Genomic DNA, 26,341 nt, shown 5'->3' on the forward strand with positions numbered 1-26,341 from the left:
TATGTCCATAGAAAAGGAGAGAACAGATGGATTTTTTTACCGAGCTTCTACAATATATCATCAATGTCCTGCCCAGTAATGTGGCGGGTGATGTTGTCGCGGTTGTCACTTTCATCGTGACCCTGTGCACCCTTGTCATACGGTTCTGGAAAGAGCCTGATCCAAAAAGTGGATTGCATAGGCTGTGGTCTATCATTCATCTGCTGGCCTCTTTCAGGCTGCCAGACAGGCAGATCGGAAAAGATGGAAAGAACGGGGATGACACCAATGGAAAACAGGCGGCACCAAAAACATCGTAACCATTGCCCGGGTGAGTGGTGGAGCTCGATACTGCTGGTCATGACGGGAATGTATGCGCTTGCATATTTCATGGCCGGCAGCATCTTTCACTATTCATTCGTCAATGGGTTCAGGGCTATCCTTCCGGCCTGTATTTGGGAAGGATCATTCATACTTACAGGGACACTGCAGCTTGTTTCATTGATGTGCGGAAGTTTCAGGTGGAGGGGTGTGGCCTCTTTTCTGGCGGCATCCCTTTTTTTGTGGGGGGTGCTGAACATGCTTGTCTACGAGAGGCACTGGCATTTTGGCATTGTGGCCTGGGGAACATTCGCGCTGGTGAACCTTTACACCCTGGCAAGGATACTGGCGGGGGTCATAAGGGATTATGAATACAGTCTATGAGTTTTGCAAATGGTGGTGGCTGAACAATTGTGAATGGATCAAGATTCATGATCCATGGGTCATTCCGATCATAGCGATCTGCATACCGTCAAGCATGGTCATTCACTCCATCTGTGCTATTGTCAGGATTTAGTGAGAGACAGTAGATTTAATAAATTATAAAGTGTTGATTTAAATTAGTTGTAAAAAGAAGAAATTCTTTTCTTGAAGTAAGATTTAAAAGATTTCTAATTGGTATATTAAGGTAATTTTTTTGAAAATTGAAAAGTGAATTAATCAATTTAATCAAATCATTGTATTGATCCTCTGATAAAGATGGGAAAAATTTTTTATCAAGATATAGTTTTATACCACTTAAAGTTAGCCTTGTATACACAATTTCATATAGATCTTTAATTACGTTACAGAATTTTTGTAAACTTTTATCTTGGGTTAAACATTCATATTCATAAGTGTTTACTTTATCCCACAGTTGAATATAATTACAAAAAATCATAGGAAAAAATGCAAAATAAATATCATTTATAGCGTTGTAAGCATCACTATTATTATAATTTTTTTTAGGTTTAATAATATTTCTAATTTTAGCATCATGCTTGGTTAGATTTTTATCATATTTACATAATATTAAGATACAAATAATTACAATAGGGTGAGCAGGACGAATATTAAATTGTACGGCTTTCTTTACAATATTTTTACTTTTTTCATAAGTTAGCTCATCTTTTACCTCATTAACTAGTTGAGGTACAACATTTTTTAAGAATTCTTGATATAATTCTATTTTATCTAAGGCTTCAAGTAAATTTACATACGCATTTTCGTTGTAATTTTTAGAACTTTCTTTAAAAGCATTTTCAAGTTTACGAATATCTGTTTCAGCATAATTTAGTAATTTTTTAGAAGCCAAATAAATTTTTTTAAAGTTATCTAAAATATACAGATTCCTATCTTTAATGGTAGGAAAAGTTTTTTTATTACATTCTGTTAAAGTAAATACAAAATTAAAAATGACATTTCTCTTGTCTCTTTTTTTTATTTCATTTAATACATCATTATTTGAATTAGTTGTTGTCTCTTCTAGCTTTGAATAATTTGTAAAAAAACTTAATATATTTTGGTCGCAAAATACAATTTTTTTGTGCATTATTGAGTTAGATGTAATCATGAGGTTGAAAGCTAATTTATATTATTTGTAACAAATGGATTCAAATAAAATTTTTGTTATTAAAAAATAATGAAAAACAGATAAAATTAATTAATATTAATATAATAGGTATTAATAAACATATTGATAATGATCAATTTTAAATACAAATAAAGGAAATAAAACAAGAGAACTTTATTTGTATTTAATCAAATCTATTTATTTGTTTTGTTGATTTTGTCAACCAAAGGTTTGTCAGGAATCAGCTTATCATTTTTATTATTGTTGGGCATGTTGTCGGTTTTTTTTGAGGGGACAATTTTATCTACTTTAGAGGTTTTATTTTTGGTCATGATTTGAACTTTCCCAACGAATGAATAGATCAAGAGTTTATTTCTGAACTAATGGATGTGTTTTAAAATCAATATCAAAGGACCAGCCATTCTCCTTTTGTGACAATGTAATTGTGGCCTTGCCCAGTCGGTAAATCAATAGAACAAATAAAGTAAATAAAATCAGTTTTTCCAGTTTTCTTAGCATAATTGAATTCCTTATATTATGATACAGTTACATTATAATGCTATTTCGTTAAATTAATAAGTGTTTTATCATTTATATCAAATGAATTACGGTTTTTAATGTGACCAATCAGATTTCTGGATTTATCAGTTTGTTGAATGAAAAATTAACATATAGCTCAAGAAAAACATAAGCAATGCAATAAATCCCTCAAGCAATTTCCAGGTTAGGGGATTTTGAAAAAAGGGTTGTAAAAACTTTGCGCCATATCCTAGCAATGTAAACCAGGTGACACTTGCCATACAGGCCCCCATGCCAAAGAACCATTTGCCAATACCTGCAAAACGTGTTGAAATGCTGCCGATCAGAATCATTGTATCTAAATAAACATGCGGATTTAAAAAGGTAAACGCCAAACAGGTCAATATTATTTTATTTCTGCTTGCTGTTTTTTCTTTTGTCGGATTTAGGGTTTCAACGGTTGACAGAGCTCTTTTGGCCGCCATTAAACCATAGGCAGCCAAAAACAATGCCCCTCCATAACGGAAGAATTGAAGCAGTTGAGGACAGGTTTGAACAATCTTGCCTATTCCTGCAATGCCTGATGAAATCAGTAAAATATCGGACAGGGAACAGATAATGATGATTAAGCCAATAAAATTCTGTTGTAATCCCTGTCGCAGTATAAAGGCATTTTGCGCACCAATTGCCATAATCAGACTGGCGGTTGTAAGGAAACCAGATATGACAGCTGATAAATTCATGAACGGTCTCTTAAGGATAATAATCAATAGATATAAGATATATAAAATGAGGTTGGATCTGGCCAGGATTATATATATTTGGAAAATTTTATCCATGTGTCTAGGTCAAATGAATGAATAAATTTTCAATATTTAGTCGCTTTGGCAGAGGTTTCAAATAGATCAGATGGATAGGATAAAATGAAATTCAACAGTCAAGCAAAAATAGATAATTTAATAAAAAATATCTATAAATAGTTCTTTAAAAATTTTTACATACAATATATAGTATTAAAGAAAGGTTTCGAAAATATTTATATAAAAGGGTTCAATTGTTTTTTGAGTTATTTTTCAAGTGAATTCGATAGACTTGAATATGCAAAATAAGCCTGTTTGAATTTTTAGTTTCGATCCCACAAAATAGGAATTGATTAACTGTAGAGTAAAATAAATACCAGGGAGTTGTTTGGAATATGTTAACACGTGATGAAGGTGTCAAAATTGCGATGAAGCCTGTTCTAAGCATTCAGAAACCTGATCCGGTGTTCTCAAATGAAACTGGATTGATGGATATTTACAAGAAATTGACTTTTACAGCGGCCCAGGATGAAGATATTAAGCGGGAAAATGCGAATATTGATGGGGATACCGCTATGGGCACAATGTTGAAATACGGTTCCGAAGGATCAAAATTCTTTATAGATCAATACATATTGCCTGAAGAAATTGCACATGCCCATCAGAATGGTGACATTCATATTCATGACAAGGATTTTTACATGTTGACCGAAACATGTTGTCAGATTGATTTGATTAAATTGTTCAAAAAAGGTTTTTCAACGGGGCATGGTTATTTAAGAGAACCTAATTCAATCGAGAGTTATTCAGCGCTTGCCTGTATTGCCATTCAGGCCAATCAAAATGAAATGCATGGAGGGCAAAGTGTTCCCAACTTTGATTATGCAATGGCGGATGGAGTTAAAAAAACATTCAGACAAGAATTTTGGAAGGTTTTTTCAATTTTTTTGCAAATTGAAACACAATTGGGAAGTGTGGAAATTGATGTTTTTCAAGATCAGGTTGAGCATCGGATAGGTGTTATTGGCCTTCAATTTTTAGAATCTTATGGAGAAAAATTATATCAACTTGGGAATTTGGGTGTTGATTTAGAAACAATAAAGAAAGCTTATAACTTTGCATGTAAAAAAGCGCTCGGTACAACAGAGAGACGCACTTATCAGGCGATGGAAGCGTTTATACATAATCTGAACACAATGAATTCACGTGCTGGGGCACAGGTTCCCTTTAGTTCAATTAATTATGGAACGGATACTTCTGAAGAAGGTCGCATGGCTATTCGAAATCTTCTGCTGGCAACAAAAGCGGGGCTCGGTAATGGTGAGACGCCTATTTTCCCTGTCCAGATTTTTAAAGTAAAGGAAGGAATCAATTTTAATCCGATAGATAAAAACTATGATCTATTCAAATTGGCGATGGAAACGTCCGCTTTACGTCTTTTTCCAAATTTCAGTTTTATCGATGCTCCCTTTAATAAAGTGTTTTATAAACAGGGTGATTATAAAACGGAAGTTGCATATATGGGATGTCGTACACGTGTTTTGGGAAATGTTTATGATCCGGACAGACAAACAATATGTGGCCGCGGAAATTTAAGCTTTACGTCAATCAATTTGCCCCGGCTAGCCCTGAAGGCAAAAGGTAATACAGATTTATTTTTTCAGTTGCTCGATGAAATGATTCATCTATCTTTTCGTCAACTTTTACATCGTTTTCAAATTCAGTGTCGTAAGAAAGTGAAAAATTACCCTTTTTTAATGGGACAAGGGATATGGATCGATTCAGAAAATTTATCAGAAAATGATGAAGTTGCTGAAGTTCTAAAGCATGGCACTTTAACGGTTGGTTTTATTGGTTTGGCTGAAACCCTGAAAGCTTTGGTGGGTTTTCATCACGGGGAAAGCGAGGTTGCGCAGGAGTTGGGGCTAAAAATTGTCAGTCATATGCGTAAAAAAACAGATGAGGCGGCAAAAAGAACAAAACTTAATTTTTCATTGATTGCCACGCCTGCCGAGGGTCTAAGTGGCCGTTTTGTCCTTATGGATCGTGAAAAATATGGTGTCATATCTGGAGTGACAGATCGGGATTATTATACGAATTCTTTTCATGTTCCTGTTTATTATCCAGTAAAAGCGCATGAAAAAATTGGACTTGAAGCACCCTATCATGAATTAACCAATGGTGGTCACATAACCTATATAGAACTTGATGGTGATATATGTAAAAATTTGGATGCGTTTGAAATAATTATCCGTTACATGAAACAATCTGGAATTGGTTATGGGGCGATTAATCATCCTTTAGATAGAGATCCTGTCTGTGGGTATGTTGGTGTTATTGATAATGAATGCCCACGTTGCGGGCGTAAAGATGGTGAGGCGGTCAGTATCGCGAAACTGAACGAATTAAGACAGATTTATTCGAATGTTCCAGATTATAATTAGAGAGGGTTAATAATGGGCAAATGCAATATGGTTAAACCTATAGAACATGTTCAAAAAAAATTCAAAATGGTGGGAAAAGATATAAGTTTTGCCAGGACACGCCGTATAACGGGATATTTGGTTGGTACATTGGACCGTTTTAATAATGCCAAACGTGCCGAAGAAAAAGATCGTGTCAAGCATGGCTGTAGCTAAACTGCGTATCAGTGGTATAGAAACAGAATCTATCGTGGATGGGCCTGGGTTGAGGTATGTTGTTTTTACCCAGGGTTGTCCTCATCAATGTTTCGGATGCCATAATCCTGAAACACATGCACTAAACAGTGGTTATGAAATTTCTATTCAAGAAATTATCAATGACTTTTTGAATAATCCACTTTTATCAGGCATGACGTTTTCGGGTGGGGAACCGTTTTTGCAGGCGGAAAGTCTTGTTTTACTTGCCAATATTGTAAAGAAAACAGGAAAAACGCTGGTTACCTATACGGGTTATACATATGAACGATTATTGGAACTGGGAAAATGCAATCCTTTAATTATCCATCTATTGGAATTGACTGATATTTTGATTGACGGTCCATTTCAGATCAGTCAACGGGATTTGCAATTGTCTTTTCGAGGCAGTGCCAATCAAAGAATTTTATATAGAATGGATCGGCAACGAATAAAAGATCAATTAAAATATTGATTTAAATTAATGAAAAATGATCCTCGATAGATGGATAAAGGATCATTTATAGTATGATACTGATATTTTTGAAAAATCTAGTATTTTTTATAAGGTAAGAATTTACCGCTAAGTTGAATATTAACACGATCCCCATTGGGATTAGGTTCTCTGGTTATATTCATTGAAAAATCAATGGCGCTCATTATACCATCTCCAAATTCTTCGTGAATAAGTTCCTTGATGGCTGATCCATATACATTAATTAGTTCATAAAAACGATATATTGTTGGATCAGAAGGAATGGCAGTTGGAAGACTTCCTCTATTGGGTGGAACGGTCAACCAATTGGTTTCCTCCTCTGTCAGATCAAAAATAGAAGCGATCAGAACGGCCTGTTCTTTATTTAAAGGCATTTGCCCGAGACAAGCGGCTGTAACATATTCCTTACTTAATCCTAAGGTTTCGGCAACAAAAGACCATTTAATGTCTTTACTAATTTTGGTTTGAATTATTTTTTCTGTGATTTGTAGACGGTTCATGATAATTTCCAAATAAAAAATGTTACATTGAGTTGAATATTCTTAAATTTGATAATCTAATGACATGTGATATTTGGATATTTTATTTTTACTATCAATAGTTTTAAAGTATATATTTTGTTTTTTGTTATAATTATGTGTTATAATTTTCAATCTATAATTATATAATTAATATTATTATTTTATAAAAATTTAATAATATTTAATAATAATAAAATTTTTTTAATTATTGTTCATATTCACTTTCTTGTTCCTTTTCTATTTATCCATTTCATATGATAATCAGTTGAATATTGATTATGAGATCAATTTATATAAGGTAGGATAAATGGCTTGGTCTATTCTTGGTAGTGGTGTTACAGGATTGTGTATTGCAACAGCTTTATGTGAAAAGGGTGAAAAACTAGAGGTTGTTGAAAATCCAAATATTCAGGCCGCATCATATTTTGCTGGCGGTATGTTGGCACCATTTTGTGAAGGGGAAAGTGCTCCAGATATTGTCGTAAAAAATGGACAATTATCTGTTGAGTGGTGGGATAATCATGTCAGCAATGTAAAAAAAACCGGAACCATTGTCATTGCGCCGCCTCGAGATATGTCTGAATTAAGACGGTTTGCCAATATGACCATTTGTCATGAATGGGTTGATCCAGGTAAGATAGAAAAAGATTTGAAGGGTCGTTTTTCTGAGGGACTGTTTTTTCCTTCTGAGGCCTTTATCGATCCTCGCTTGGCCTTGCAGGAACTAAAAGAAAATTTAAAAAATAAGGGTGTTAGTTTTCATACGGGTTCGCCCAAAGGAAAGATCATTGACTGCACTGGTATGGCGGCAACCAGTTCATTAAAAAATTTACGGGCTGTTCGTGGTGAAATGCTGATTTTTGAATGCCACGAAGTTAATTTTTTACGTCCAATTCGTTTATTGCATCCGCGGTTTCCCTGTTATCTTGTACCTCGGGCAAATGGCCGATTTATGGTAGGGGCAACAATGGTGGAAAGCAATGATGATAGTCCCATAAGTGCTAGGGCCCTGATAGAAATGCTGAGTTCAGTATATGCAATTCATCCAGCCTTTGCTGAAGCAAGGATTATAGAAACAGGAACAGGATGCAGACCCTCCTTTCCTGATAATATTCCACAGATTATTGAACAGGATGGTAAATTTTATATTAATGGCATGTATCGACATGGCTTTTTACTTGCTCCGGTTCTGGCATTAGATTTTGTGAAGAAAATTTTGGGATAATGAAAATGAAGTTATATTTAAATGGCGAATTCATTACAACACAGGTAAAGACTTTGGCAGATTTGCTGAAGGAAAAAAATATGGATGTATCTTGTGTTGCCAGTGCGATCGACGGAAATTTTATTCCTCGGGCACGTTATGAGGAGACCCAGCTGCAGGAAAATATGAAAATCGAAGTTGTATCACCAATGCAGGGAGGTTAGTTGTGCAATTTTATAATCAAAATCTTCATTCAAGATTGTTATTGGGTACTGCCGGTTACCCTTCGCCAGATATCTTGATACAAGCCATTCATGCTTCAGAGGCAGAAATTATAACTGTCAGTTTACGTAGGGAAGGGGTGGGAGGTTCTGAATTTCGTCAGTTAATAGCAAAAACAAAAAAAAGGTTTCTGCCAAACACGGCAGGATGCCATACCGTGAAAGAGGCCGTGACAACAGCGCAGATGGCACGTGAAGTTTTTGAAACAAACTGGATTAAGCTGGAAATTATCGGTCATGCGGATACTTTACAACCAGATCCTTTTGCAACAGTTGAAGCTGCCAGGATTTTGTCAAAGGAAGGGTTTGAGGTTTTTCCTTATACGACCGAGGATTTAATTGTTGGTGAAAAGTTATTAGAGGCAGGTTGTCAACTTTTGATGCCATGGGGGGCACCGATTGGATCTGGACAAGGTTTGCGTAATATTGAAGGATTAAAAACAATGCGTCAATATTTTAAAAATATTCCCCTTATTATTGATGCGGGGATTGGAGCGCCAAGTCAAGCAATCCAAGCGATGGAAATAGGTTTTGATGCAATTTTACTAAATACGGCAATTGCGAAATCAAAAGATCCTATTCTAATGGCGGATGCTTTTAACAAAGCTATTTTAGCGGGACGGATAGCATATAAAGCGGGATTAATGGAAAAGCGTAATATGGCCTATGCCTCAACACCAGCATATGGATTGGCGGATTTATCATTATAATGGAAAAATTTTATTTAGTTACAGAGTCTGTTTCATTAATTAAAAAATTATTGCCTGTTGGGGTTAAATTGATTCAATTACGAATTAAAAACATGTCTCAGCCGGATTTGAGGCAAAATATTATGGAAGCAAAAATCTGTTGTGAACGTTATGGTGCGCAATTGATTTTGAACGATTACTGGGAATTGGCTTTAGAATTGGGTATAAATTTTGTTCATTTAGGACAAGAAGATTTATTAAAAACAGATTTTAACAGAATACGAAATGCAGGAATTCAATATGGGATTTCCACACATGATAGATCTGAGTTGGAAATTGCGTTGAAGCTTTACCCTGACTATATTGCATTGGGACCAATTTATCCGACTGTATTGAAGAAAATGAAATGGCACCCGCAAGGGTTATCAAAACTGAACAGATGGAAACAGAGAATAAGAAATATTCCTTTGGTTGCTATCGGGGGATTAACAGTTGAACGGATTCCTTATATTCTGAAAGCGGGTGCAGATAGTTTGGCAGTAGTAACAGATATTAAGACTGCGTCAGATCCAATCAATCGTTATAATGCTTGGCAAAGACAGATTAAAAAGGTCATCAATTAATGGAAAAACGGTTTAAAAAACAGATAATGTTATCTGAGGTTGGTATCGAAGGTCAGGAGAGATTAAGAAAGGCCCGTCTATTAGTTGTAGGATGTGGTGGATTGGGTAATACGGTTTTACCATTACTTAGTGCAGCGGGGATAGGTTTTATAAGGGTTTATGACCATGATATTGTAGAGGAATCTAATTTACATCGACAATATATGTACTCTAAATCTGATCTTGGCAAACATAAAGCTTTGGTAATGCAGAATATTTTATATCGTCAAAATCCAGAGTGTCATATCGAGGCTTATGCTCAAAAATTAAGTTTTTCATATATTTCTGATGCAATGCGTGAAATTGATCTGGTTATAGATGCGGCTGATAATTTTATGGTGACGTATCTTCTTTCTGACAAATGTTATGAAATGGATATTCCCTTTATAAGTGCTTCTGTTCTGGAATTTCAGGGATATGTAGGGGCTTTTTGTGGTGGTGGGCCAAGCTATCGCTCGGTTTTTCCAAAACCTTCGTTTTCGAACAATAATTGTAATAATATTGGAGTAATGGGACCTGTTGTTGCGATTATGGGATCTATTCAGGCAGAAATGGCTATAAATATAATATTAAAGCTTTCCAAACCGACATTAGGAAACTTGTTCCATATAGATTGCATTAACTGGAGAGTTGGTCAGATTTGTTTTGATGATGCGGAAGAACCTGAACTAAAAACAATTATTTCATTATTGGATAGGGACAGTCTCAAAGTTGATGATTATTTGGTTGAATTACGGGATGAAATTGAAGCTCCAATCAGTGTTAATTCCCATGTTGTTCGGGTGAAACCCGAAAATATAGAAAATAGTAATTTTCCGACTGATCGACGAATAGTATTTATTTGTAAGACTGGGATAAGAGCTATTAAAGCAGCATATCAGTTACAATTTAAGGGTTATACAAATTTAGGCATCATAGCGGATTAACTTTTTTAAAATATTATTTATATTAAATTCTAATAAATTGTAATTTAATAATACAAAAAACGTTATATTTTAATTCAATCAACAAAAATTTTCAGCAAATTTAACGATTATTGTTTGTAAATATAATTGTAATGATATTCTTGAATATATCTAATGTTTTTAATAATAATAAATAATAATATATCATTTTCAGTTAAATATAAGATTTAATTAATTAAATATTAAGATTTAAATATGCGTTTTTAAAATATTTTATTTAAGTATAAAGGGAGAAATATTTTACGGTAATGTATTTTTTTTATAAAAGATAAAGAAGATGCGTTTAAAATTATATAGTTAAATGTTTAAGGATTAACAGGCATGATACATAGAATAGGGTATAGTTTGAATTTGTTGAATATAATTCTGACCAATTAATGTTGAAGAAACGATTACTTTACGTCCATCTTGTGTATCTGGTTTACGTTTAACGAGTTTTAACTCTTCTAAACGATTAATTGCCTTGGTTACAGCAGGTTTAGAAAGATTTAATGTTTTAGAATAATAATCGACACTCGCTTCAATCGCTTCGTTATAAACCAAGGATAAGATTGCAAGTTGACGAACGGTAAGTGCAAAATGACTACTGGCAGAATTTTTAATAATTTGAAAAGAAAGATTCATTTTAATTAATATCCTTTTTGAAAACAAATAAATAAGGTTTTTCAATTAAGTATTGATATAACAATGATTTTTTGTGTTATGCTTTTATTTTATAGGGAAAAAAACCGTCGTCAACAATTTTTGGTAAAAATCCCGCAAATGCAATGAAACGAATCGTTAACAAAAATAAATCTTTTAATTCTGTAATTTTATTCTTTGTATAGTATTATGATAACAACCAATGACAAGACTTTGAATTGTTACAGATGGTGTAACATTATTTTTTGAATGAAAAGAATTTGAGCGTGGTAAAATTATAGGGTGTGTAAAATTAGGATTGTTACTATAAGGCCAGAGAAAAATTTTACCATTTTCTTTTATTTCAACTATCTTAAGGGTTTGCTCATAACAATTTGTTAATTTATCATAACGAATTATAACAACACATTCACCATCTTTAGGGGCTCTTTCTAAATCAGAAAAATTGACAGCAATGATGATAGAGCCTTTAGGATATAACAAATTCATTGATTCATCTCTGATATTCAAGGCAAAGCTATTTGTATTTTTAAATTCAGGATTCTCAGGAACGGGAAAAATAATCCATTCGGATCGTGGCCATTCTACTTTTTGAACCCATTGACAGGCTTCTATGTTTCCTTTGATATAGATTATTTTCAAAGAAATAAAAGGGTTTTTTAAAGTCAAAGAGGGAGGGGAAGATTGTGGATTCAGGGCGTTCAAAAAATAGTCAATACTGACATTTAATGAATTTGCTAACTTGATTAACTTGTCAACTTTGGGAAAATTACCATTTCTCCGTATATCTCTAATAAAATCGGGACTTATACCAGCATTAATACATGCCTTGCGTTCACTAATATTTTTTTCTTTTATTATGTTTTCAATGTTAAATAACAGTTTTTTTATGTTCATTTTTAAAGAATAATACCATACTAATTAATTATATGTGGTATTTTAACCGGAATATAAATTATAAAGGTTAAAATACCGTACGTTTATTCATTATTGCAATTTAAATTGATGAAGGATAGCAATTTTTTATAGAGAGAATTTAATTATTCAAATTATAGGATATGATCTACATAACTTATTGATATTAAATATATTTAATGAATGAATCAAGTAGAAGCTAAATTATGATCTTTCATGATATTATTATAATTTATTTTATATCTAATATTTTTGAAGTTGAGCAAAAATTTCTATCATAATAAACAAGATTATCGTTTTTATTGTTGATATTAATTATATTAATATTTGTGAAAAAAAGTGAATGTGTACCGTATTCTTTAATTTCATTTATTTGACCTTTCAAATAAACCAATGCATCTTTAAGATATGGTGGGTTTTTGTCAGTTTTTTGCCATTCATCTTGTAAAAATCTATCTTGCATACTAACTTTTGTAATTCCAGCAAAATGTTTTGCTGCATCCAGATGTTTGGAAGAAAGAAAATTGATACAAATATTTTGATTATCTTTAAATATTTGATTTATTTTACTTTTTTTATTGATACAGACTAATATTGTTGGAGGGGTGTCGGTTATGGAACAAACTGATGTTGCGGTAATCCCGTGTGGACCAGTATTTCCATTAGTAGTTATAATGCAAACACCTGCAGCTAATTGCGACATAGCATCACGGAAATTTTTCTGCTCTTGATTTAAAATAGATAAGTTCATTTAATATCCTTTATATAAAATAATAATTAATTATTTCATTTATAAAAAATTAATAAAATATCTATTTAAAGGCAAATTAAATTATATATGCATTTAAAATTTTAGTTAGTGTAATGAATATAATTGCATAAAAAATTTTAAAAAATAGATTGTTAATAGATTAAAAAATTAATAATTTATCAAAATATTATTTTTGCTTGATTTTTTTTTTAACAGTGTTAATTGATTGAAAAGATAAGGAAGGTGCTGTTTTAAATAATGAATATTAATAAAAATTTATGAATATGGAAAAGCAGTTATTTCTTAAAAGATGGTTTAGTATTATATATCTAAAATAATTTTAATATATAATAACAATTAACATTTTATTTGAATTAGTTATTATTAGAATAAAGGAACAGTAGTAGAATTAATAAAAGGTTTAATTACAATATATAGCCATTCATCAATTTAAATAAAATTTATGAGAATATGTCATTAATGGCAGAATTAATATGAATAGGAACTGAAATGAGTGGCTTTATAAATAAAGTTGTTTTGATTGGTATTTTAGCCAAAGATCCAGAAATAAAAATGATCCAATCTGGTGATAATATAGCGACTTTAGTCCTAATGGTAAATGATAGCTGGGAAAATCGACGTACAGCTCAACAAATCAACAAAGTTGAGTATTTTAAAGTTGTCGTTTTTAGTAAAAATTTGATTAAACAAATTGAAACTGTCATTAAAAAAGGGGATCAGCTATACATTGAAGGACAATTAAGAGTTCGGAAATGGTACGATGAACAGAAAAATAATCATTATAGCGCAGAAATTGTTCTTTTCTCTCACAACGGAATATTAGTATTGTTGAATGATAATAATATAAAAAAGGAATTATTAATTAATCAAGAGGCTTCATCATAATTAAAGAAGGCCTTTTATGAAAAAAAGTATAAAAAAACGGATTAATAAAAAAAAATTACCCTTTATTGTACGTAAACATCATCTGGAAGCACAATATAATTCAGGAAAACTAATAATTGATGTTGGTATTGATCCTCAAAATATAAATGAAAAAGTTACACGATTACGACGTAAATGTGTTTATGATGAGATGATGAATCGTGGTAGTATAAGTGTTACCCAACGTAATTGTGCTGAACGATATGCCATTTTGTGTGAAAAAGCTTTCGGACAGAGCAGTTCAATTTACGCACGTATAAGTCATTGGTTGAAAGAGGGAAAAATAAGTGGCAGAAATTGGGAACCAATACCTTCACAACATGATGCATACAGTAAATTATTATCTATATGGCAAGAAATTGGGCGTTATCATCTTGATATTTTGAATATGATTATTTTGGGAAATATGAAATGTAAAGAAATATCCCAATTACTTAAATTGAATTTGAATTATACTATGGGTCAGGTTCTATCAGCTTTTATTTTATTAGAAGAAGCTTTGGAAAAAAAATAATTTTACGATAAAATTATAACGTATATAATGAGTAATTTAATCAGATGGAAAAGTTTTAATAATTTTTTATTGGGCAGTCTTTAGGCTGCTTTTTTATGCCCAGGTATAATGATACGTGTTACAAGTATTTATATAATTATCATACGTGGGATAAGCTCTAATTCAATTTCTTGTCAAAGTATATTTTTATATATTTTCGAAATGATATTGAGCTCATCTTGACTATGTAGGAAAAACATCTGGTGTTTATATATTGTCCAAGATGAATGTAACCTTTATGTAAAGGATGGACAGAAATAAAATGTTTTTTTCAAATTGATGGTTGGACATCAATTGGATCTGATAGTTAGTAATGATAGTTTGTATCCGGATGGAAGAAATTCTTGTTTAAGTTAGGATATTAATACGGAAGATGCTTTTAATGAAAATTTAAAAAAACTATTCGTAAAATGCAAAATTCAAGAGCTTTTTATGATGGTAAGGTTATCATTAAAACATTCCCTAGAGTTGAGGAGAAAATTCCCAATCCTGAAGCTTTATCTATTCAAGTATTTTTTTATAAGGATAATGATTTGGCTGATGTGCAATATTTCAATAGTATTATAATATAATAGATATTTCGATTGTAAATATGGTGCAAGATACAGAAGTAGGCAATACAGAATTTTATTATAATTCACATGATCAATTGATCGCAGGTTGTTCAAAATAAAGTTTTTCAATTTAATTCGTAAAAATTTCATTTTATTTATTTTGTAAAGAAATTTTGAATGAAATTATGATATCATACAAATAATCTTAAAATTTCTGTTACGGAATTATCGATTTATGGATGGATCTTGTTAGATCGTCTATTTAATTAAATAATATTGGCATTTATATTTTGAATGGAAATCATTATGAGATCTTTAAGTTCAGCTGATAATTTTGTTAAAGAAGCGATGAAGAAAAGGGGTGATAATTATTACCCAAAATTTCATATTGCCGCTCAATATGGTTGGATTAATGATCCAAATGGTTTAATTTATATTAACGGGAAATATCATTTTTTCTTTCAACATTATCCTTATAAACCTATATGGGGGCCCATGCATTGGGGGCACGTTGTCAGTGATGATATGGTTCATTGGGAGCATATGCCAATTGCTCTATATCCTGATCAGGAATATGATCGGGATGGTTGTTATTCAGGTTCAGCTGTAAATAATAATGGTATACTAACCTTATTTTATACAGGTCATAGATTTTTTGAGAAAACCGGTGAAGATTCACGAATTTGTCAAGTTCAATGCATGGCGACCAGTATAGATGGAATTCATTTTACCAAACATGGAGCTGTTTTATATCCTCCAGAAGGAATAGTTGATTTTCGGGATCCCAAAGTATGGCGGGCTCGTGAAAAATGGTGGATGGTTGTGGGGGCAAAAGTAAATGATTTGGGTCAAGTGAGGTTATATCAATCGGATAATTTAAAAGAATGGCAATTTAGATGTATCCTACATCAGGCAAAAGATAGCGTAGATGGTTATATGTGGGAATGTCCTGATTTTTTTAGTGTTAATAATAAAGATGTGTTAATTACTTCACCTCAAGGTATGCCTGCTCAGGAATATGATTACCGTAATTTACATCAAAGTGGTTATTGTATAGGTCAATGGGAAAAGAATGGAACTTTTTCTATTGAAACTTCATTTAGAGAAATTGATCATGGTCATGATTTTTATGCCCCCCAGACATTTGAAGCTGCTGATGGGCGTAGAATTATGGTCGGATGGATGGAGATGTGGGATGCGCCTCTTCCTAATCAATCCGAGGGTTGGAGCGGCGCGTTAACCTTGCCTAGAGAAGTTTCATGTAATGAGATTGGTAAATTATATTGTAAACCAATTGTAGAATTGGAATTACTTAGAACAGATTATAAAAATTTTGAATTGATTGTTTTAAATAATGAGGTTTATTCATTGGATGAAACATATCAAGAGCTGAAGCTATCGATTGATTTGATTGCTAGTTCAGGTAGGTGTTATGGTTTAAATATTGAAAGTGCTGGAAGAATTATTGTTGATTCAGCTTTGAAGCGGTTAATATTTGAGCGACATAGTTCTGATTATGAATTACAATCCTGTCGAAGTATTTCTTTAAAGGGAATGTTACGAATAGACTTACATATTTTTATTGATGCCTCTTCTATAGAAATTTTTGTTAATGAAGGTGAATATAGTTTAACTAGCAAGATTTATCCGATTTCTGACCAAAAAAAGTTAACGTTATTTGCTGAGAAAGGGACCGCAATTTTTAAAAATATAAAACAATGGAAATTGGATTCAATTTTTAAATAATCTGAAAGTTATAATTTTGATGATGAGAATAATTTTTCAAACTATCTTCTCATCATCATGTTAAATAAAATTTGTTAAAAAACTATTATCTAATATTTTAATTTGGGTCCTGCTTGATAGATAGTTTCAGAGACGTTAAATTTTTTGAAATTATCAATAAATTGTTGCGCTAAATTTTGTGCGGCTTGATCATAAGCTTGTGGATCTTTCCAACAGTTGCGTGGATTTAGAATTTTATTTTCAACATTAGGTATTGCAGTGGGAATATCCAGATTCATAATTTCAAGATGCTCTGTTTTTGTTTCGTTAATAAGGCCATTTTGTATCGCATGGATAATTGCTCTCGTTGTTGGAATTTTGAACCTTTTACCTACACCATAACCACCTCCTGTCCATCCTGTATTAACCAAATAAACATGCGAATGAAAATTCTTAATTCGTTTGATTAAAAGTTCTGCATAGACTTGTGGTGGACGTGGAAAAAAAGGTGCACCAAAACATGTTGAGAATGTGGATTTGATTCCTGAACCGGATCCTATTTCCGTTGATCCAACCAATGCGGTGTATCCAGAAAGAAAATGGTATGCAGCTTGTTCATGATTTAGAATGGCAACAGGTGGCAAGACGCCGGTTAAATCACAAGTCAAAAAGATAATTGCATTAGGTTCGCCCCCTTTGTTATTTTTTGCCCGTTTCACAATGAAATCACGAGGGTAGCAAGCTCTTGTATTCTGAGTGAATTGTTCATCATTGTAATCAGGCTCACGTGTCGCTTTATCTAATACGACATTTTCAAGAACACTTCCAAAACGGATGGCTCGCCAGATAACGGGCTCATTTTTTTCACTAAGATGAATACATTTTGCATAGCATCCTCCTTCAATATTAAAAACTGTTCCTGCACCCCAACCATGTTCATCATCTCCAATCAGGTAACGGTGTTCATCGGCTGAAAGTGTTGTTTTACCTGTTCCTGACAATCCAAAAAACAAAGTTACATCATCTTTTTCGCCAACATTTGCTGCACAATGCATGGGTAAAACGTCTTGTTCAGGCAAAAGAAAATTTTGCACAGAGAACATGGCTTTTTTCATTTCCCCGGCATAAGGCATTCCTGCAAGTAAAACTTTTTTTTGAGAAATGTTAATGATGACAGTTCCCTCAGAATTGGTACCGTCTCGTTCAGGATTGCACTTGAAACCGGGAGCGTTGATAATTTGCCATTCAGAAAGTTGTTTTGGATTATAAATATCAGGATTGATGAAAAGGCATCTTCCAAACACGTTATGCCAGGCGGTTTCGGTAATCATTTTGACGGGTAGATAATAATTTTGATCAGACCCGACATGAACATGAGAAATGAAACATGCTTGTCGATTGATATAATCCTCGACATGTTTCCATAAGGTGTCAAATTTATTTTCGGAATAAGGTTGGTTAATTTTACCCCAATTAATCGCATTTTCTGTTATGGCTTCTTTAACGATAAAACGATCAGCCGGGGACCGTCCGGTTCGTTTGCCCGTTTTTACTGTTAACGCACCATTAGCGGCCAATTTTCCCTCATTGCGTTGAATGGCTAACTCAACAAGTTCTGCGATGCTAATATCTGTATAATGTTTAACGTGATTCATTCAATATTTCCAACGGCATTATCAGGTTTAAAGATAAAATTATGAATTATATGCAGTCGGTTGTTTAATCACATATATGCTATTATTTATCTATTTAAATTATCAAAAAGGGTTTGTCATGATTATAATTGTTAAAATTCTTGATCAGGATCGTTATTTTTGGAAAAAGCATATGAATGTATTCAAGGGTTATTGAAGAACGATACTAATAGATCCTTTTATCTGGTTAAATCAATATTTATTTAAAAAAATATTATTCTGATTTTATTATCACTTAAATTTGAATATAATTACGAAATTATATCGATTTTTTTTCAAAAAAATTTCGATTATTCGATTCGATTTTTAATAATGATTGTCGATATTTTTGAATTGTATTACATTTATTTCATAATTTTCGATAAACAGATAATTTAACGAAAAACAAATCATCATAAATGATGATTTGGCATCATTTTTCATTTTTATATCGGATCATAAATAATGAGTAAAAATACAAATTTTGAAACCTTGGCTATTCATGCGGGGGCAACACCTGATCCAGTAACAGGGGCAAGAATAACACCGATTTATCAGACTACAGCTTATGTTTTTAAAGATGTTGATCAGGCAGCCAATCGCTTTGCCTTGACAGATGCGGGAAATATTTATGGTCGGATTACGAACCCAACCCAGGCTGTATTGGAAGAACGGGTGACAGCACTGGAGGGAGGAAGTGCAGCATTGGCAACTGCTTCTGGACATGCTGCAGAGTTTTTAACCTTTCATACCCTGATGGAGGCAGGGGATAATTTCATCGCCGCCCGTCAATTATATGGTGGTTCAATTAACCAGTTTGCCCAGTCTTTCAAATCATTTGACTGGCATGTTCGTTTTGCTGATATTGACGATTTATCCACTTTTGAAAAAGCAATTGATGGTCGGACAAAGGCGATTTTTATTGAAAGCTTTGCAAACCCTGGTGGTATAATTGTTGATATAGAGGCCATTGCAAAAATTGCTTATGCCAATCATATCCCTTTGATTGTGGATAACACCATGGCGACGCCTTATCTGGTTCGCCCTTTTGCACATGGTGCCGATATCGTGATTCATTCCCTGACTAAATTTATGGGGGGACATGGAAATTCGATGGGCGGCATTATTGTTGATGGTGGTAAATTTGATTGGAAAAAAGATAACAAATATAAAAAAATTACAGAGCCACGACATGATTATGCAGAGTTGGTTATTGCGGATGCGGCAGGTTCATCGGCTTTTGCAATTGCTGCGCGTGTATTGGGTATGCGTGATTTTGGTCCAACAATTTCTCCTTTTAATGCATTTTTGATCTTAACGGGAATTGAAACCTTACCTTTGCGTATGCAGCGTCATTGTGACAATGCAAATGTGGTAGCTCATTATCTGGCTAATCATGAAAAGGTTGCGTGGGTTTCGTATGCTGGATTGCCTGATAATAAATATAATGATTTGCAGAAGAAATATGCGCCTAAAGGGGCTGGATCAGTATTTACCTTTGGAATAAAAGGAGGATATGATTCAGCTGTCCGGTTTGTCTCCTCGTTAAAAATGTTTTCTTTATTGGCTAATATTGGAGACACGCGTTCCTTAGTCATTCATCCTGCATCGACTACACATCGTCAATTAAGTTATGAACAAAAAATTGCTGCAGGAGCGGGACCCGATGTGATTCGTCTATCGATTGGTATCGAAAATGTAAATGATATTATTCAGGATCTTGAACAGGCCTTGGCATAAAGTTAAGATAAAATATAGAATAAGAGTTATTGATTTTTAAAAATACCCCTTGTTTGATTCAGGGGTTTTCAATATATCGTGCAATCTCGATTAAATTCAGATCAGGGTCACGTAGGTAAATGGATTCAATGGACCCCTGTGCCCCTGTTCGGTTGATAGGACCTTCAAGCGATTTAATTCCATGTTTCTGTAAATGAGCAAGAATTGTTGCTGGTTTTTCTTGAGTAACAAAACAGATATCTAAAGAACCTGGTACGGGTAAATGTGCCTTTGGTTCAATTTCCTTACCATATTCATGAACATTGATTTTTTGATTGCCGAATTTAAAAGCTATTCGATCTTGTCCAAAATGTTGCAGGGAAAATTGTAAAACCTGAGTGTAAAAATGGATACACGCATCAAGTCTGTATGTTGTCAGCACAATATGATCAATGGAATTAATCATTAATTTATATTTCTTTCAAAATATAATGAAAACGAAACAAAGATTATTTGGATATGGATTGTTTTGCAAGTAAAAATTGTTTTTCGTTATGGTTTTGCAGACGCTTATTATTATTTTTTGTTTTTTGGTGGATTAACTTTATAAAAACTACAAAATAAATTTAACGATGAATTGATTTTTTTGAAATAAATAAAAAATGAGAATTCAATTATTTAATATGGTGGAGGGGGTTGGATTCGAACCAACGTAGACGCACGTCAGCGGATTTACAGTCCGCCCCCTTTAGCCACTCGGGCACCCCTCCCTCGGAAGATGAAAAACAAATAACAGGTTCTTTTGATAGATGTCAACAGAGTTTTTAACTTTTCTTTGTAGATTTTTTTGATTTTCTCTATAATCATTTGATTTTTAAATATATAGAAAAGATTGAATCATATATGAGTAAAAAACCTGTTTCTAATTCTCATCAAAAAGAGGGTGGATATTGGTTATATGGTTTGCATTCTGTGCAAGCGGCTTTGAAAAATCCATTACGTCAAAAAAATCGTTTGTTGGCTACACAAGAGATATTTGACACTTTAATGACCAAATTGGAACGGCCTTTAAATATATCTTATGAAATTGTTGATCGTATGATGTTGGATAGATTTTGTGGTCGGGATGCTGTACATCAGGGCGTTGCATTACAGGTTACGCCACTTCCCGACCCAGATTTAGAGGATATAGTGAAACGGCATGGACCCGTGCTCATCCTTGACCAAGTTACAGATCCTCGCAATGTTGGTGCTATTTTACGTTCGGCAATGGCATTTGGGGCAGCTGGAATTATTATGCAGGATCGTCATTCCCCAGAAGAAAGCGGGGTTTTGGCCAAGGCGTCGTCGGGTGCTCTTGATTCTGTATTGGTAATGAAAGTGGTTAATCTTTCACGTATCATGAAGCAGTTAAAGGAAAAAGGTTTTTGGGTTCTTGGAATGGATGCGCAGGGTGAGGTTCTAAATGGTCAAAATTATAAGCAAAGAAAAGTGGCATTGGTGTTGGGTGCCGAAGGTAAGGGACTGCGACAGCTTGTCCGTCAAAATTGTGATGAAATTGTTTCATTATATATGGCCGGGGATATTGACAGTTTAAACGTATCAGTTGCGGGTGCCATTGCCTTGTACGAAATAATCCATTCTAATTTAATCTAGAAATTTTATGTTAGTTTATTTAAAATCGTTCTTTTTATGCAATATTAAAGGTAAAGATCAGCTTGTTTAGATTGTCTGTATCAACGCGTGAAAAAATAAAAGACTTAGTTTTTCATCAGCAAAATCGTATAAATCACCATTCTATTGAAACTGTTAAGATTGAAAAAACGATTGGATGTTATGGCAGCCCGCGATGGAAGAATATTCAGGAATTTACAAACAATCAATCATATCCTTTTTTGCACTGGAAACATCCAGCCGAGACAATTTACCGTTATCATCTGAAAGATATAACCCTCGATGTTTATCATATGGTATATTTCAAACAAAACCGGGTAATTACCAACAGCAATTATTACTTATCGGAAAATTTGCTCAATTCCATCCACATTCAATCGGATAAACTGATTGATGCGCGAGATCAGGGAGCTGTATTCTGTTGTTCTGATCATTGGGAAAACAATTATTTTCATTGGATGATGCATGCCATTCCAGCTTATTATGCGGCAATGCAATCAGGAATAAAAGCCAAATTTCTTTTGCCTTACCCATTGATGTTATGGCGTAAACGCAGTTTGGAATTGCTGGGACTTGACTTATCCATGTGTTATCCCATTGAAAAGGAAAAACAATATAGATTTTCAGAATTTTATTATTTTGATTATCTCTCACAAAAATTTGGCTATTCCTGTTCAAAGCTTTCTGAGCAGGCATATGTCAAAATGAAACAGAATGCTGTTGTATCTATTCAGTCAATAGCGAAATATGACAAGATATATATTAGTCGCGTAAATAAGAATAATCGGCATTTACCTAATGAGGAAAAGCTTGTTGAAGCATTGGAGAAAAGAGGATATTTTATTTTAAATCCTGAATTATACAGTCTAGATGAACAAATCATGCTTTTTCATTATGCAAAAATTGTGGTTGGTTTGTTGGGTGCAGGTTTATCAAATATCGTTTTCTGTCAAAAAGACACATTGATTTATGAATTGATTCCAAGTCATCATATCAATCCATGTTTTCTGGTCTTGTCTTTACAAAGCGGATTGCGTTATTGGGCCGATCAATTTGACAGTGGTGTTGATCATGGGGCGCCAGATCATCTTAGTGCCTGGGAAAAACCAATTGATGTAGCATTTGTCATGAAAAGGCTTGATGAACTTGAACCTTATATGCGTTCTGTTGATAATGCAGTTGTTAAATAACGTAATCAATAGGGGGAAGACTTAAATCCATTGATACTCCAGGTAAATCTTTATGACGTACCCCGATTTGTCGGGCAGGATTACCAACTACGGTTGTGTAAGGTTTGACTGCTTCTAAAACAATTGACCCTGCACCAATCTTGGCTCCCTCTCCAATTTCCACATTTCCCAATACTTTTGCACCTGCACCAATTAAGACTCCCCGACGGATTTTGGGATGACGGTCTTTTTCATCTTTGCCCGTTCCCCCAAGGGTAACTTCTTGTAAAATTGAAACGTCATCTTCTACAACAGCGGTTTCCCCAATAATAACAGAAGTGGCGTGATCTATCATGATTCGCTGTCCCAGACGGGCGGCAGGATGTATATCAACCCCAAACACTTCCGAAATACGGCTTTGTAAATGAAGTGCAAGATAGCGTCTTTGATTATGCCATAGCCAATGGGAAATGCGGTGGGCCTGAATGGAGTGGAATCCCTTGAAAAATAGAAATGGTGTAATTAAATCGGAGCATGCTGCGTCTCTCATCATAACTGCGATCAAATCGGCTGCAGCTATGGAAATGAGAGGCGGATTGGTTCTGTACACCTGTTTGATTAAATCAGTTAATGCCTGATAGGGGATGGAGGCATCTTCTAATTTGCGTCCTATCATACAAGTCAGGGCGGTTTTGAAATCATGATGGCTGTGAATGCATGTATCAAAAAAACTGGATAATAAAGGATCACAACATCCATTGCTTTCTTGAACCATTTTTTCCCACAAGGCTTGAAGGTTTATTTCGTGGCTGTCGGGGCCGCTCGCTAATAGGTTATTCGGATCATTCATTGCGTTTTGAGTAGGTGCAATTGGATGAAGAGATTGACCAAATTTTTTTTTCATCATGCCCTCATGCAAATTTATCAGTATCCTTAGGGAGAAATGTGACTTTGGTTAACAAGACATATAAGGAAACTATATTTTTATTCAAATGACCAGATTTTTTTACATGTAAAAAAAAACATATAATTTTTTCTGCAAAGGATTGTGCTTTGTCTAACAATGTTTAATAGTTGAATAAGGACTAAAACAATAAGATTTCATTCTATGTATCATAAGCATAAACTATTGATTTGATAGAATAAAGTGGGTTTTACTTGGATTGTACGGGAACAGTTTCCAATGAAATGTAAAAATAAAAATTTTCTGAATATTCAAAAAATTTTTCTGTATCTGATGTGTATAGTTGGATTAATTCCAGACTCTGCATTAGGGGCTTTGCCAGTGATGCCTGTTTTGGATAGTGGTGATACGGCATGGATGTTAATCAGCAGTGCATTGGTTTTATTAATGACAATTCCAGGATTGGCCTTATTTTATGCAGGGATGGTTCGCAAGAAAAATGTTCTTGCAACAATGATGCAATCCTTTGCTATATGTTGTCTTGTTACTTTAATATGGATAACAGTGGGATACAGTCTTGTATTTACGACAGGGAATTCTTTTATTGGTAATTTATCACAATTTATGTTGAATGGAATTCTTGGCAACTATCACATGGGTGTTGATAAGGGGTTCATATTAGGAGCCAATGGAAACAATCCTGTCATTATGACTATCCCACAAAGTGTTTATGTTATGTTTCAAATGACATTTATCATTATTTCTGTGGCAATTTTGGTTGGATCGGTTGCAGAACGTATAAAATTTTCTGCCCTATGTATATTTTGCATATTATGGGCATTATTTTCCTATGTTCCTGTTGCATATTGGGTTTGGAATCCGACGGGCTGGTTGGCCAATCTAGGAGCAATTGATTTTGCAGGTGGAACAGTTGTTCATATTAATGCCGGTATTGCTGGTTTAATATGTGCTCTGGTTGCAGGAAAACGGTTAGGGTATGGTCGAAGTGATTTGGCACCGCATAATGTAGGTTATGCTGTTATGGGCGCTTCCCTATTATGGGTTGGGTGGTTTGGTTTTAATGGAGGATCTGCCTTGGGTGCAAATGGTCGAGCAGCCATGGCGGTACTTGTAACACAGATTGCTGCCGCTGCTGGTGGTATTGGCTGGATGTCGATCGAATGGACTATTCGAAAAAAACCAACAGTACTTGGTATTGTTTCTGGAGCAGTGGCTGGCTTGGTAGTCATTACCCCAGCAGCTGGTTTTGTAATGCCTGGCCCGGCCTTATTGATGGGATTTCTAGGCGGGTTGATTTGTTTTTGGAGTTGTTCTTATTTAAAACGAAAATTGGGATATGATGATTCTCTTGATGCTTTTGGTATTCATGGAATGGGGGGAATTATCGGGGCAATTTTAACCGGTGTTTTTGCCTTTGGTCCATTGTCCGCTACAGAGACAGATCCAGTGGGTATTAGTGCATCTTTGCATCTTGTTATTGCTCAGATTGAGGCAGTTGTTGTCACAATAATCTGGAGCAGTCTTGTTTCATTTGTTTTATTGAAAATAATTGATTTTTTGATTGGATTGCGTGTAGATACAGATTCAGAAAGGCAAGGGTTGGATATGGTTTTACATAATGAACAGATAAATTGAATATTAGCAATTATTTTTGTTTACAATTTTTAACAAAAAGCGCTTTAATACAATTGGTTTAAGAATATTAAACCTTTTATTTATGTAAGGGTATTATAAATGATAAAATCCATAGTTGCGCGCTTTCCTGTTATAGGTGCCGGTTTAGCTATTACCTCTTTTGTCGGAACCTCTTTGCTGGTAAACAATGCTGTCCATGCTGTTACATCCAAAGAATGTCATCAGCAGTTTACGGCAGCTAAAAAAGCTGGAACCGTCAAAGAAAAAACGTTTAGAGATTTCAAGGCAGCTAATTGTAAAGATGAAAGATCTGTCAAAGATGAAATGCATCAGCAAGATGCGAAAAAATCTGATACATCCCAGAATAATGCTTTTTCTAAATCTCCAGCTAAACAAGATGCTACAGCATCAAGTATAGCAGCAGGTGATGCAGTTTTTCCAAACGCGGTTGATAGTAAATATTCAAATGAGAAAGAAGGTACTGCTCGGATGCATACCTGTTTGGATCAATATAAAGCGAACAAAGCCGATAATAAGAATGGCAATTTGAAATGGATTCAAAAAGGCGGCGGTTATTATAGTGATTGTATGAAACATTTTAAATCTGGTTCAGCACAATAATTTTTCCACAGTTTATAAAAGCCTGTTTTTTTAATTAGAACAGGCTTTTTATATTTAAATAAAAAATATTCCTACTGATAAATTGAAACTTTGGGTTATCTGGTAATATTTAAATTATTGAAATAAATTGTAACAGGGTTAATTTCCTGATTTTCTGATTGTATTATAACCAAACTGATTAATATATAAAATTA

30 protein-coding genes, 1 tRNA gene and 1 pseudogene are annotated in these 26,341 nt (G+C 33.8%); 20 read left to right on the forward strand and 12 right to left on the reverse strand.

What is annotated here, in order from left to right; genetic code table 11:
- Positions 1-26 precede the first annotated feature (26 nt).
- From GM552_RS01855 to GM552_RS08855, 3 genes are read left to right on the forward strand one after another with little or no spacing between them, the layout of a single operon-like run.
- Positions 27-299, forward strand: coding sequence for a hypothetical protein (locus GM552_RS01855; protein WP_196424831.1), 273 nt, complete (start codon positions 27-29; stop codon positions 297-299).
- A gap of 18 nt (positions 300-317) precedes the next feature.
- Complete coding sequence (locus tag GM552_RS01860) at positions 318-671, forward strand: hypothetical protein (protein WP_155565027.1); 354 nt, start codon at positions 318-320, stop codon at positions 669-671.
- Positions 668-817: a hypothetical protein gene (locus GM552_RS08855; RefSeq protein ID WP_196424832.1), complete on the forward strand. Its 150-nt coding sequence runs from the start codon at positions 668-670 to the stop codon at positions 815-817. The genes GM552_RS01860 and GM552_RS08855 overlap by 4 nt, the downstream gene beginning before the upstream one ends.
- Before the next feature lie 15 nt (positions 818-832).
- On the opposite strand, the gene GM552_RS01865 is transcribed toward GM552_RS08855, so the two are convergent.
- The 4 genes from GM552_RS01865 to GM552_RS01880 all read right to left on the reverse strand — a co-directional run bounded on the left by GM552_RS01865 (position 833) and on the right by GM552_RS01880 (position 3,114).
- Entirely contained in the window at positions 833-1,852 is a 1,020-nt protein-coding gene (locus GM552_RS01865) for a hypothetical protein (protein WP_155565028.1), read from the reverse strand.
- 194 nt (positions 1,853-2,046) lie between these two features.
- Complete coding sequence (locus tag GM552_RS01870) at positions 2,047-2,184, reverse strand: hypothetical protein (RefSeq protein ID WP_155565029.1); 138 nt, start codon at positions 2,182-2,184, stop codon at positions 2,047-2,049.
- A gap of 37 nt (positions 2,185-2,221) precedes the next feature.
- A complete protein-coding gene (locus tag GM552_RS01875; protein WP_155565030.1) occupies positions 2,222-2,371 on the reverse strand; it encodes a hypothetical protein in 150 nt (49 codons plus the stop codon).
- 125 nt (positions 2,372-2,496) lie between these two features.
- Positions 2,497-3,114 (reverse strand): LysE/ArgO family amino acid transporter, encoded by a 618-nt coding sequence (locus tag GM552_RS01880; RefSeq protein ID WP_155565031.1) that lies wholly within the window; start codon positions 3,112-3,114, stop codon positions 2,497-2,499.
- A gap of 446 nt (positions 3,115-3,560) precedes the next feature.
- On the opposite strand from GM552_RS01880, the pseudogene GM552_RS01885 reads away from it, so the two are divergent.
- From GM552_RS01885 to nrdG, 3 genes and pseudogenes are all read left to right on the forward strand, one after another.
- Positions 3,561-5,615: pseudogene (locus GM552_RS01885) on the forward strand (anaerobic ribonucleoside triphosphate reductase); the annotation flags it as partial.
- A gap of 27 nt (positions 5,616-5,642) precedes the next feature.
- On the forward strand, positions 5,643-5,810 hold the full coding sequence (gene nrdD / locus GM552_RS01890) for an anaerobic ribonucleoside-triphosphate reductase (RefSeq protein WP_122124240.1): 168 nt from the start codon (positions 5,643-5,645) through the stop codon (positions 5,808-5,810).
- Complete coding sequence (gene nrdG, locus GM552_RS01895) at positions 5,797-6,303, forward strand: anaerobic ribonucleoside-triphosphate reductase activating protein (RefSeq protein WP_155565033.1); 507 nt, start codon at positions 5,797-5,799, stop codon at positions 6,301-6,303. Before nrdD ends, nrdG begins: the two co-directional genes overlap by 14 nt.
- A 77-nt stretch (positions 6,304-6,380) precedes the next feature.
- Here nrdG and cynS read toward each other — a convergent pair whose 3' ends face one another.
- Positions 6,381-6,824, reverse strand: coding sequence for a cyanase (gene cynS / locus GM552_RS01900; protein WP_110439450.1), 444 nt, complete (start codon positions 6,822-6,824; stop codon positions 6,381-6,383).
- Positions 6,825-7,152: 328 nt separating this feature from the next.
- Between cynS and GM552_RS01905 the strand changes: the two genes are divergently transcribed.
- From GM552_RS01905 to GM552_RS01925, 5 genes are read left to right on the forward strand one after another with little or no spacing between them, the layout of a single operon-like run.
- Positions 7,153-8,070 carry an FAD-dependent oxidoreductase gene (locus GM552_RS01905; RefSeq protein ID WP_155565034.1) on the forward strand — a complete coding sequence of 306 codons (918 nt, stop codon included), beginning with the start codon at positions 7,153-7,155 and terminating at the stop codon, positions 8,068-8,070.
- Between the two features lie 5 nt (positions 8,071-8,075).
- Positions 8,076-8,273: a sulfur carrier protein ThiS gene (gene thiS, locus GM552_RS01910; RefSeq protein ID WP_155565035.1), complete on the forward strand. Its 198-nt coding sequence runs from the start codon at positions 8,076-8,078 to the stop codon at positions 8,271-8,273.
- A gap of 2 nt (positions 8,274-8,275) precedes the next feature.
- Positions 8,276-9,040, forward strand: coding sequence for a thiazole synthase (locus GM552_RS01915; protein WP_198195128.1), 765 nt, complete (start codon positions 8,276-8,278; stop codon positions 9,038-9,040).
- A complete protein-coding gene (locus tag GM552_RS01920) occupies positions 9,040-9,642 on the forward strand; it encodes a thiamine phosphate synthase (protein ID WP_155565036.1) in 603 nt (200 codons plus the stop codon). Before GM552_RS01915 ends, GM552_RS01920 begins: the two co-directional genes overlap by 1 nt.
- Positions 9,642-10,607: a HesA/MoeB/ThiF family protein gene (locus tag GM552_RS01925; protein WP_155565037.1), complete on the forward strand. Its 966-nt coding sequence runs from the start codon at positions 9,642-9,644 to the stop codon at positions 10,605-10,607. Before GM552_RS01920 ends, GM552_RS01925 begins: the two co-directional genes overlap by 1 nt.
- Before the next feature lie 351 nt (positions 10,608-10,958).
- On the opposite strand, the gene GM552_RS01930 is transcribed toward GM552_RS01925, so the two are convergent.
- From GM552_RS01930 to GM552_RS01940, 3 genes are all read right to left on the reverse strand, one after another.
- On the reverse strand, positions 10,959-11,270 hold the full coding sequence (locus GM552_RS01930) for a MarR family winged helix-turn-helix transcriptional regulator (RefSeq protein WP_110439455.1): 312 nt from the start codon (positions 11,268-11,270) through the stop codon (positions 10,959-10,961).
- A 174-nt stretch (positions 11,271-11,444) separates the two neighbouring features.
- Positions 11,445-12,185 (reverse strand): LexA family transcriptional regulator, encoded by a 741-nt coding sequence (locus tag GM552_RS01935; protein ID WP_155565038.1) that lies wholly within the window; start codon positions 12,183-12,185, stop codon positions 11,445-11,447.
- Positions 12,186-12,435: 250 nt separating this feature from the next.
- Positions 12,436-12,954 carry a flavin reductase gene (locus GM552_RS01940; RefSeq protein ID WP_155565039.1) on the reverse strand — a complete coding sequence of 173 codons (519 nt, stop codon included), beginning with the start codon at positions 12,952-12,954 and terminating at the stop codon, positions 12,436-12,438.
- Positions 12,955-13,464: 510 nt separating this feature from the next.
- Here GM552_RS01940 and ssb point away from each other — a divergent pair.
- The 4 genes from ssb (at position 13,465) to GM552_RS01960 (ending at position 16,752) form a co-directional block, all read left to right on the forward strand.
- Positions 13,465-13,860, forward strand: a complete 396-nt coding sequence (gene ssb, locus GM552_RS01945; RefSeq protein ID WP_155565040.1) for a single-stranded DNA-binding protein — start codon at positions 13,465-13,467, stop codon at positions 13,858-13,860.
- Positions 13,861-13,876: 16 nt separating this feature from the next.
- The gene (locus GM552_RS01950; protein WP_155565041.1) at positions 13,877-14,413 is read left to right on the forward strand and encodes a hypothetical protein; all 537 of its coding nucleotides are present in this window, start codon (positions 13,877-13,879) and stop codon (positions 14,411-14,413) included.
- 449 nt (positions 14,414-14,862) lie between these two features.
- Positions 14,863-15,024: a hypothetical protein gene (locus tag GM552_RS01955; protein WP_155565042.1), complete on the forward strand. Its 162-nt coding sequence runs from the start codon at positions 14,863-14,865 to the stop codon at positions 15,022-15,024.
- A 288-nt stretch (positions 15,025-15,312) separates the two neighbouring features.
- A complete protein-coding gene (locus tag GM552_RS01960; protein WP_155565043.1) occupies positions 15,313-16,752 on the forward strand; it encodes a glycoside hydrolase family 32 protein in 1,440 nt (479 codons plus the stop codon).
- A gap of 89 nt (positions 16,753-16,841) precedes the next feature.
- Here the strand turns inward: GM552_RS01960 and GM552_RS01965 are convergent, their stop codons facing one another.
- Positions 16,842-18,386 carry a phosphoenolpyruvate carboxykinase gene (locus tag GM552_RS01965; protein WP_122123136.1) on the reverse strand — a complete coding sequence of 515 codons (1,545 nt, stop codon included), beginning with the start codon at positions 18,384-18,386 and terminating at the stop codon, positions 16,842-16,844.
- A 483-nt stretch (positions 18,387-18,869) separates the two neighbouring features.
- Between GM552_RS01965 and GM552_RS01970 the strand changes: the two genes are divergently transcribed.
- Positions 18,870-20,144, forward strand: coding sequence for an O-acetylhomoserine aminocarboxypropyltransferase (locus tag GM552_RS01970; protein ID WP_155565044.1), 1,275 nt, complete (start codon positions 18,870-18,872; stop codon positions 20,142-20,144).
- Between the two features lie 58 nt (positions 20,145-20,202).
- Here the strand turns inward: GM552_RS01970 and GM552_RS01975 are convergent, their stop codons facing one another.
- Together GM552_RS01975 and GM552_RS01980 are read right to left on the reverse strand one after the other, a co-directional pair.
- Positions 20,203-20,589 (reverse strand): VOC family protein, encoded by a 387-nt coding sequence (locus GM552_RS01975; RefSeq protein ID WP_155565045.1) that lies wholly within the window; start codon positions 20,587-20,589, stop codon positions 20,203-20,205.
- A 218-nt stretch (positions 20,590-20,807) separates the two neighbouring features.
- A tRNA-Tyr gene (locus GM552_RS01980) sits at positions 20,808-20,893 on the reverse strand.
- 133 nt (positions 20,894-21,026) lie between these two features.
- Here GM552_RS01980 and rlmB point away from each other — a divergent pair.
- A complete protein-coding gene (gene rlmB / locus GM552_RS01985; RefSeq protein ID WP_155565046.1) occupies positions 21,027-21,779 on the forward strand; it encodes a 23S rRNA (guanosine(2251)-2'-O)-methyltransferase RlmB in 753 nt (250 codons plus the stop codon).
- A gap of 62 nt (positions 21,780-21,841) precedes the next feature.
- Positions 21,842-22,987, forward strand: coding sequence for a DUF563 domain-containing protein (locus tag GM552_RS01990; RefSeq protein WP_155565047.1), 1,146 nt, complete (start codon positions 21,842-21,844; stop codon positions 22,985-22,987).
- On the opposite strand, the gene cysE is transcribed toward GM552_RS01990, so the two are convergent.
- Positions 22,980-23,816: a serine O-acetyltransferase gene (gene cysE / locus GM552_RS01995; protein ID WP_110439502.1), complete on the reverse strand. Its 837-nt coding sequence runs from the start codon at positions 23,814-23,816 to the stop codon at positions 22,980-22,982. The genes GM552_RS01990 and cysE overlap by 8 nt on opposite strands.
- 387 nt (positions 23,817-24,203) lie before the next feature.
- On the opposite strand from cysE, the gene GM552_RS02000 reads away from it, so the two are divergent.
- Together GM552_RS02000 and GM552_RS02005 are read left to right on the forward strand one after the other, a co-directional pair.
- The gene (locus tag GM552_RS02000; RefSeq protein ID WP_155565073.1) at positions 24,204-25,526 is read left to right on the forward strand and encodes an ammonium transporter; all 1,323 of its coding nucleotides are present in this window, start codon (positions 24,204-24,206) and stop codon (positions 25,524-25,526) included.
- A 99-nt stretch (positions 25,527-25,625) separates the two neighbouring features.
- A complete protein-coding gene (locus GM552_RS02005) occupies positions 25,626-26,147 on the forward strand; it encodes a hypothetical protein (RefSeq protein ID WP_196424834.1) in 522 nt (173 codons plus the stop codon).
- Positions 26,148-26,341 lie beyond the last annotated feature (194 nt).

Origin of the sequence: Commensalibacter sp. ESL0382, assembly GCF_009725775.1 — a bacterium.
GTDB lineage: Bacteria > Pseudomonadota > Alphaproteobacteria > Acetobacterales > Acetobacteraceae > Commensalibacter > Commensalibacter melissae.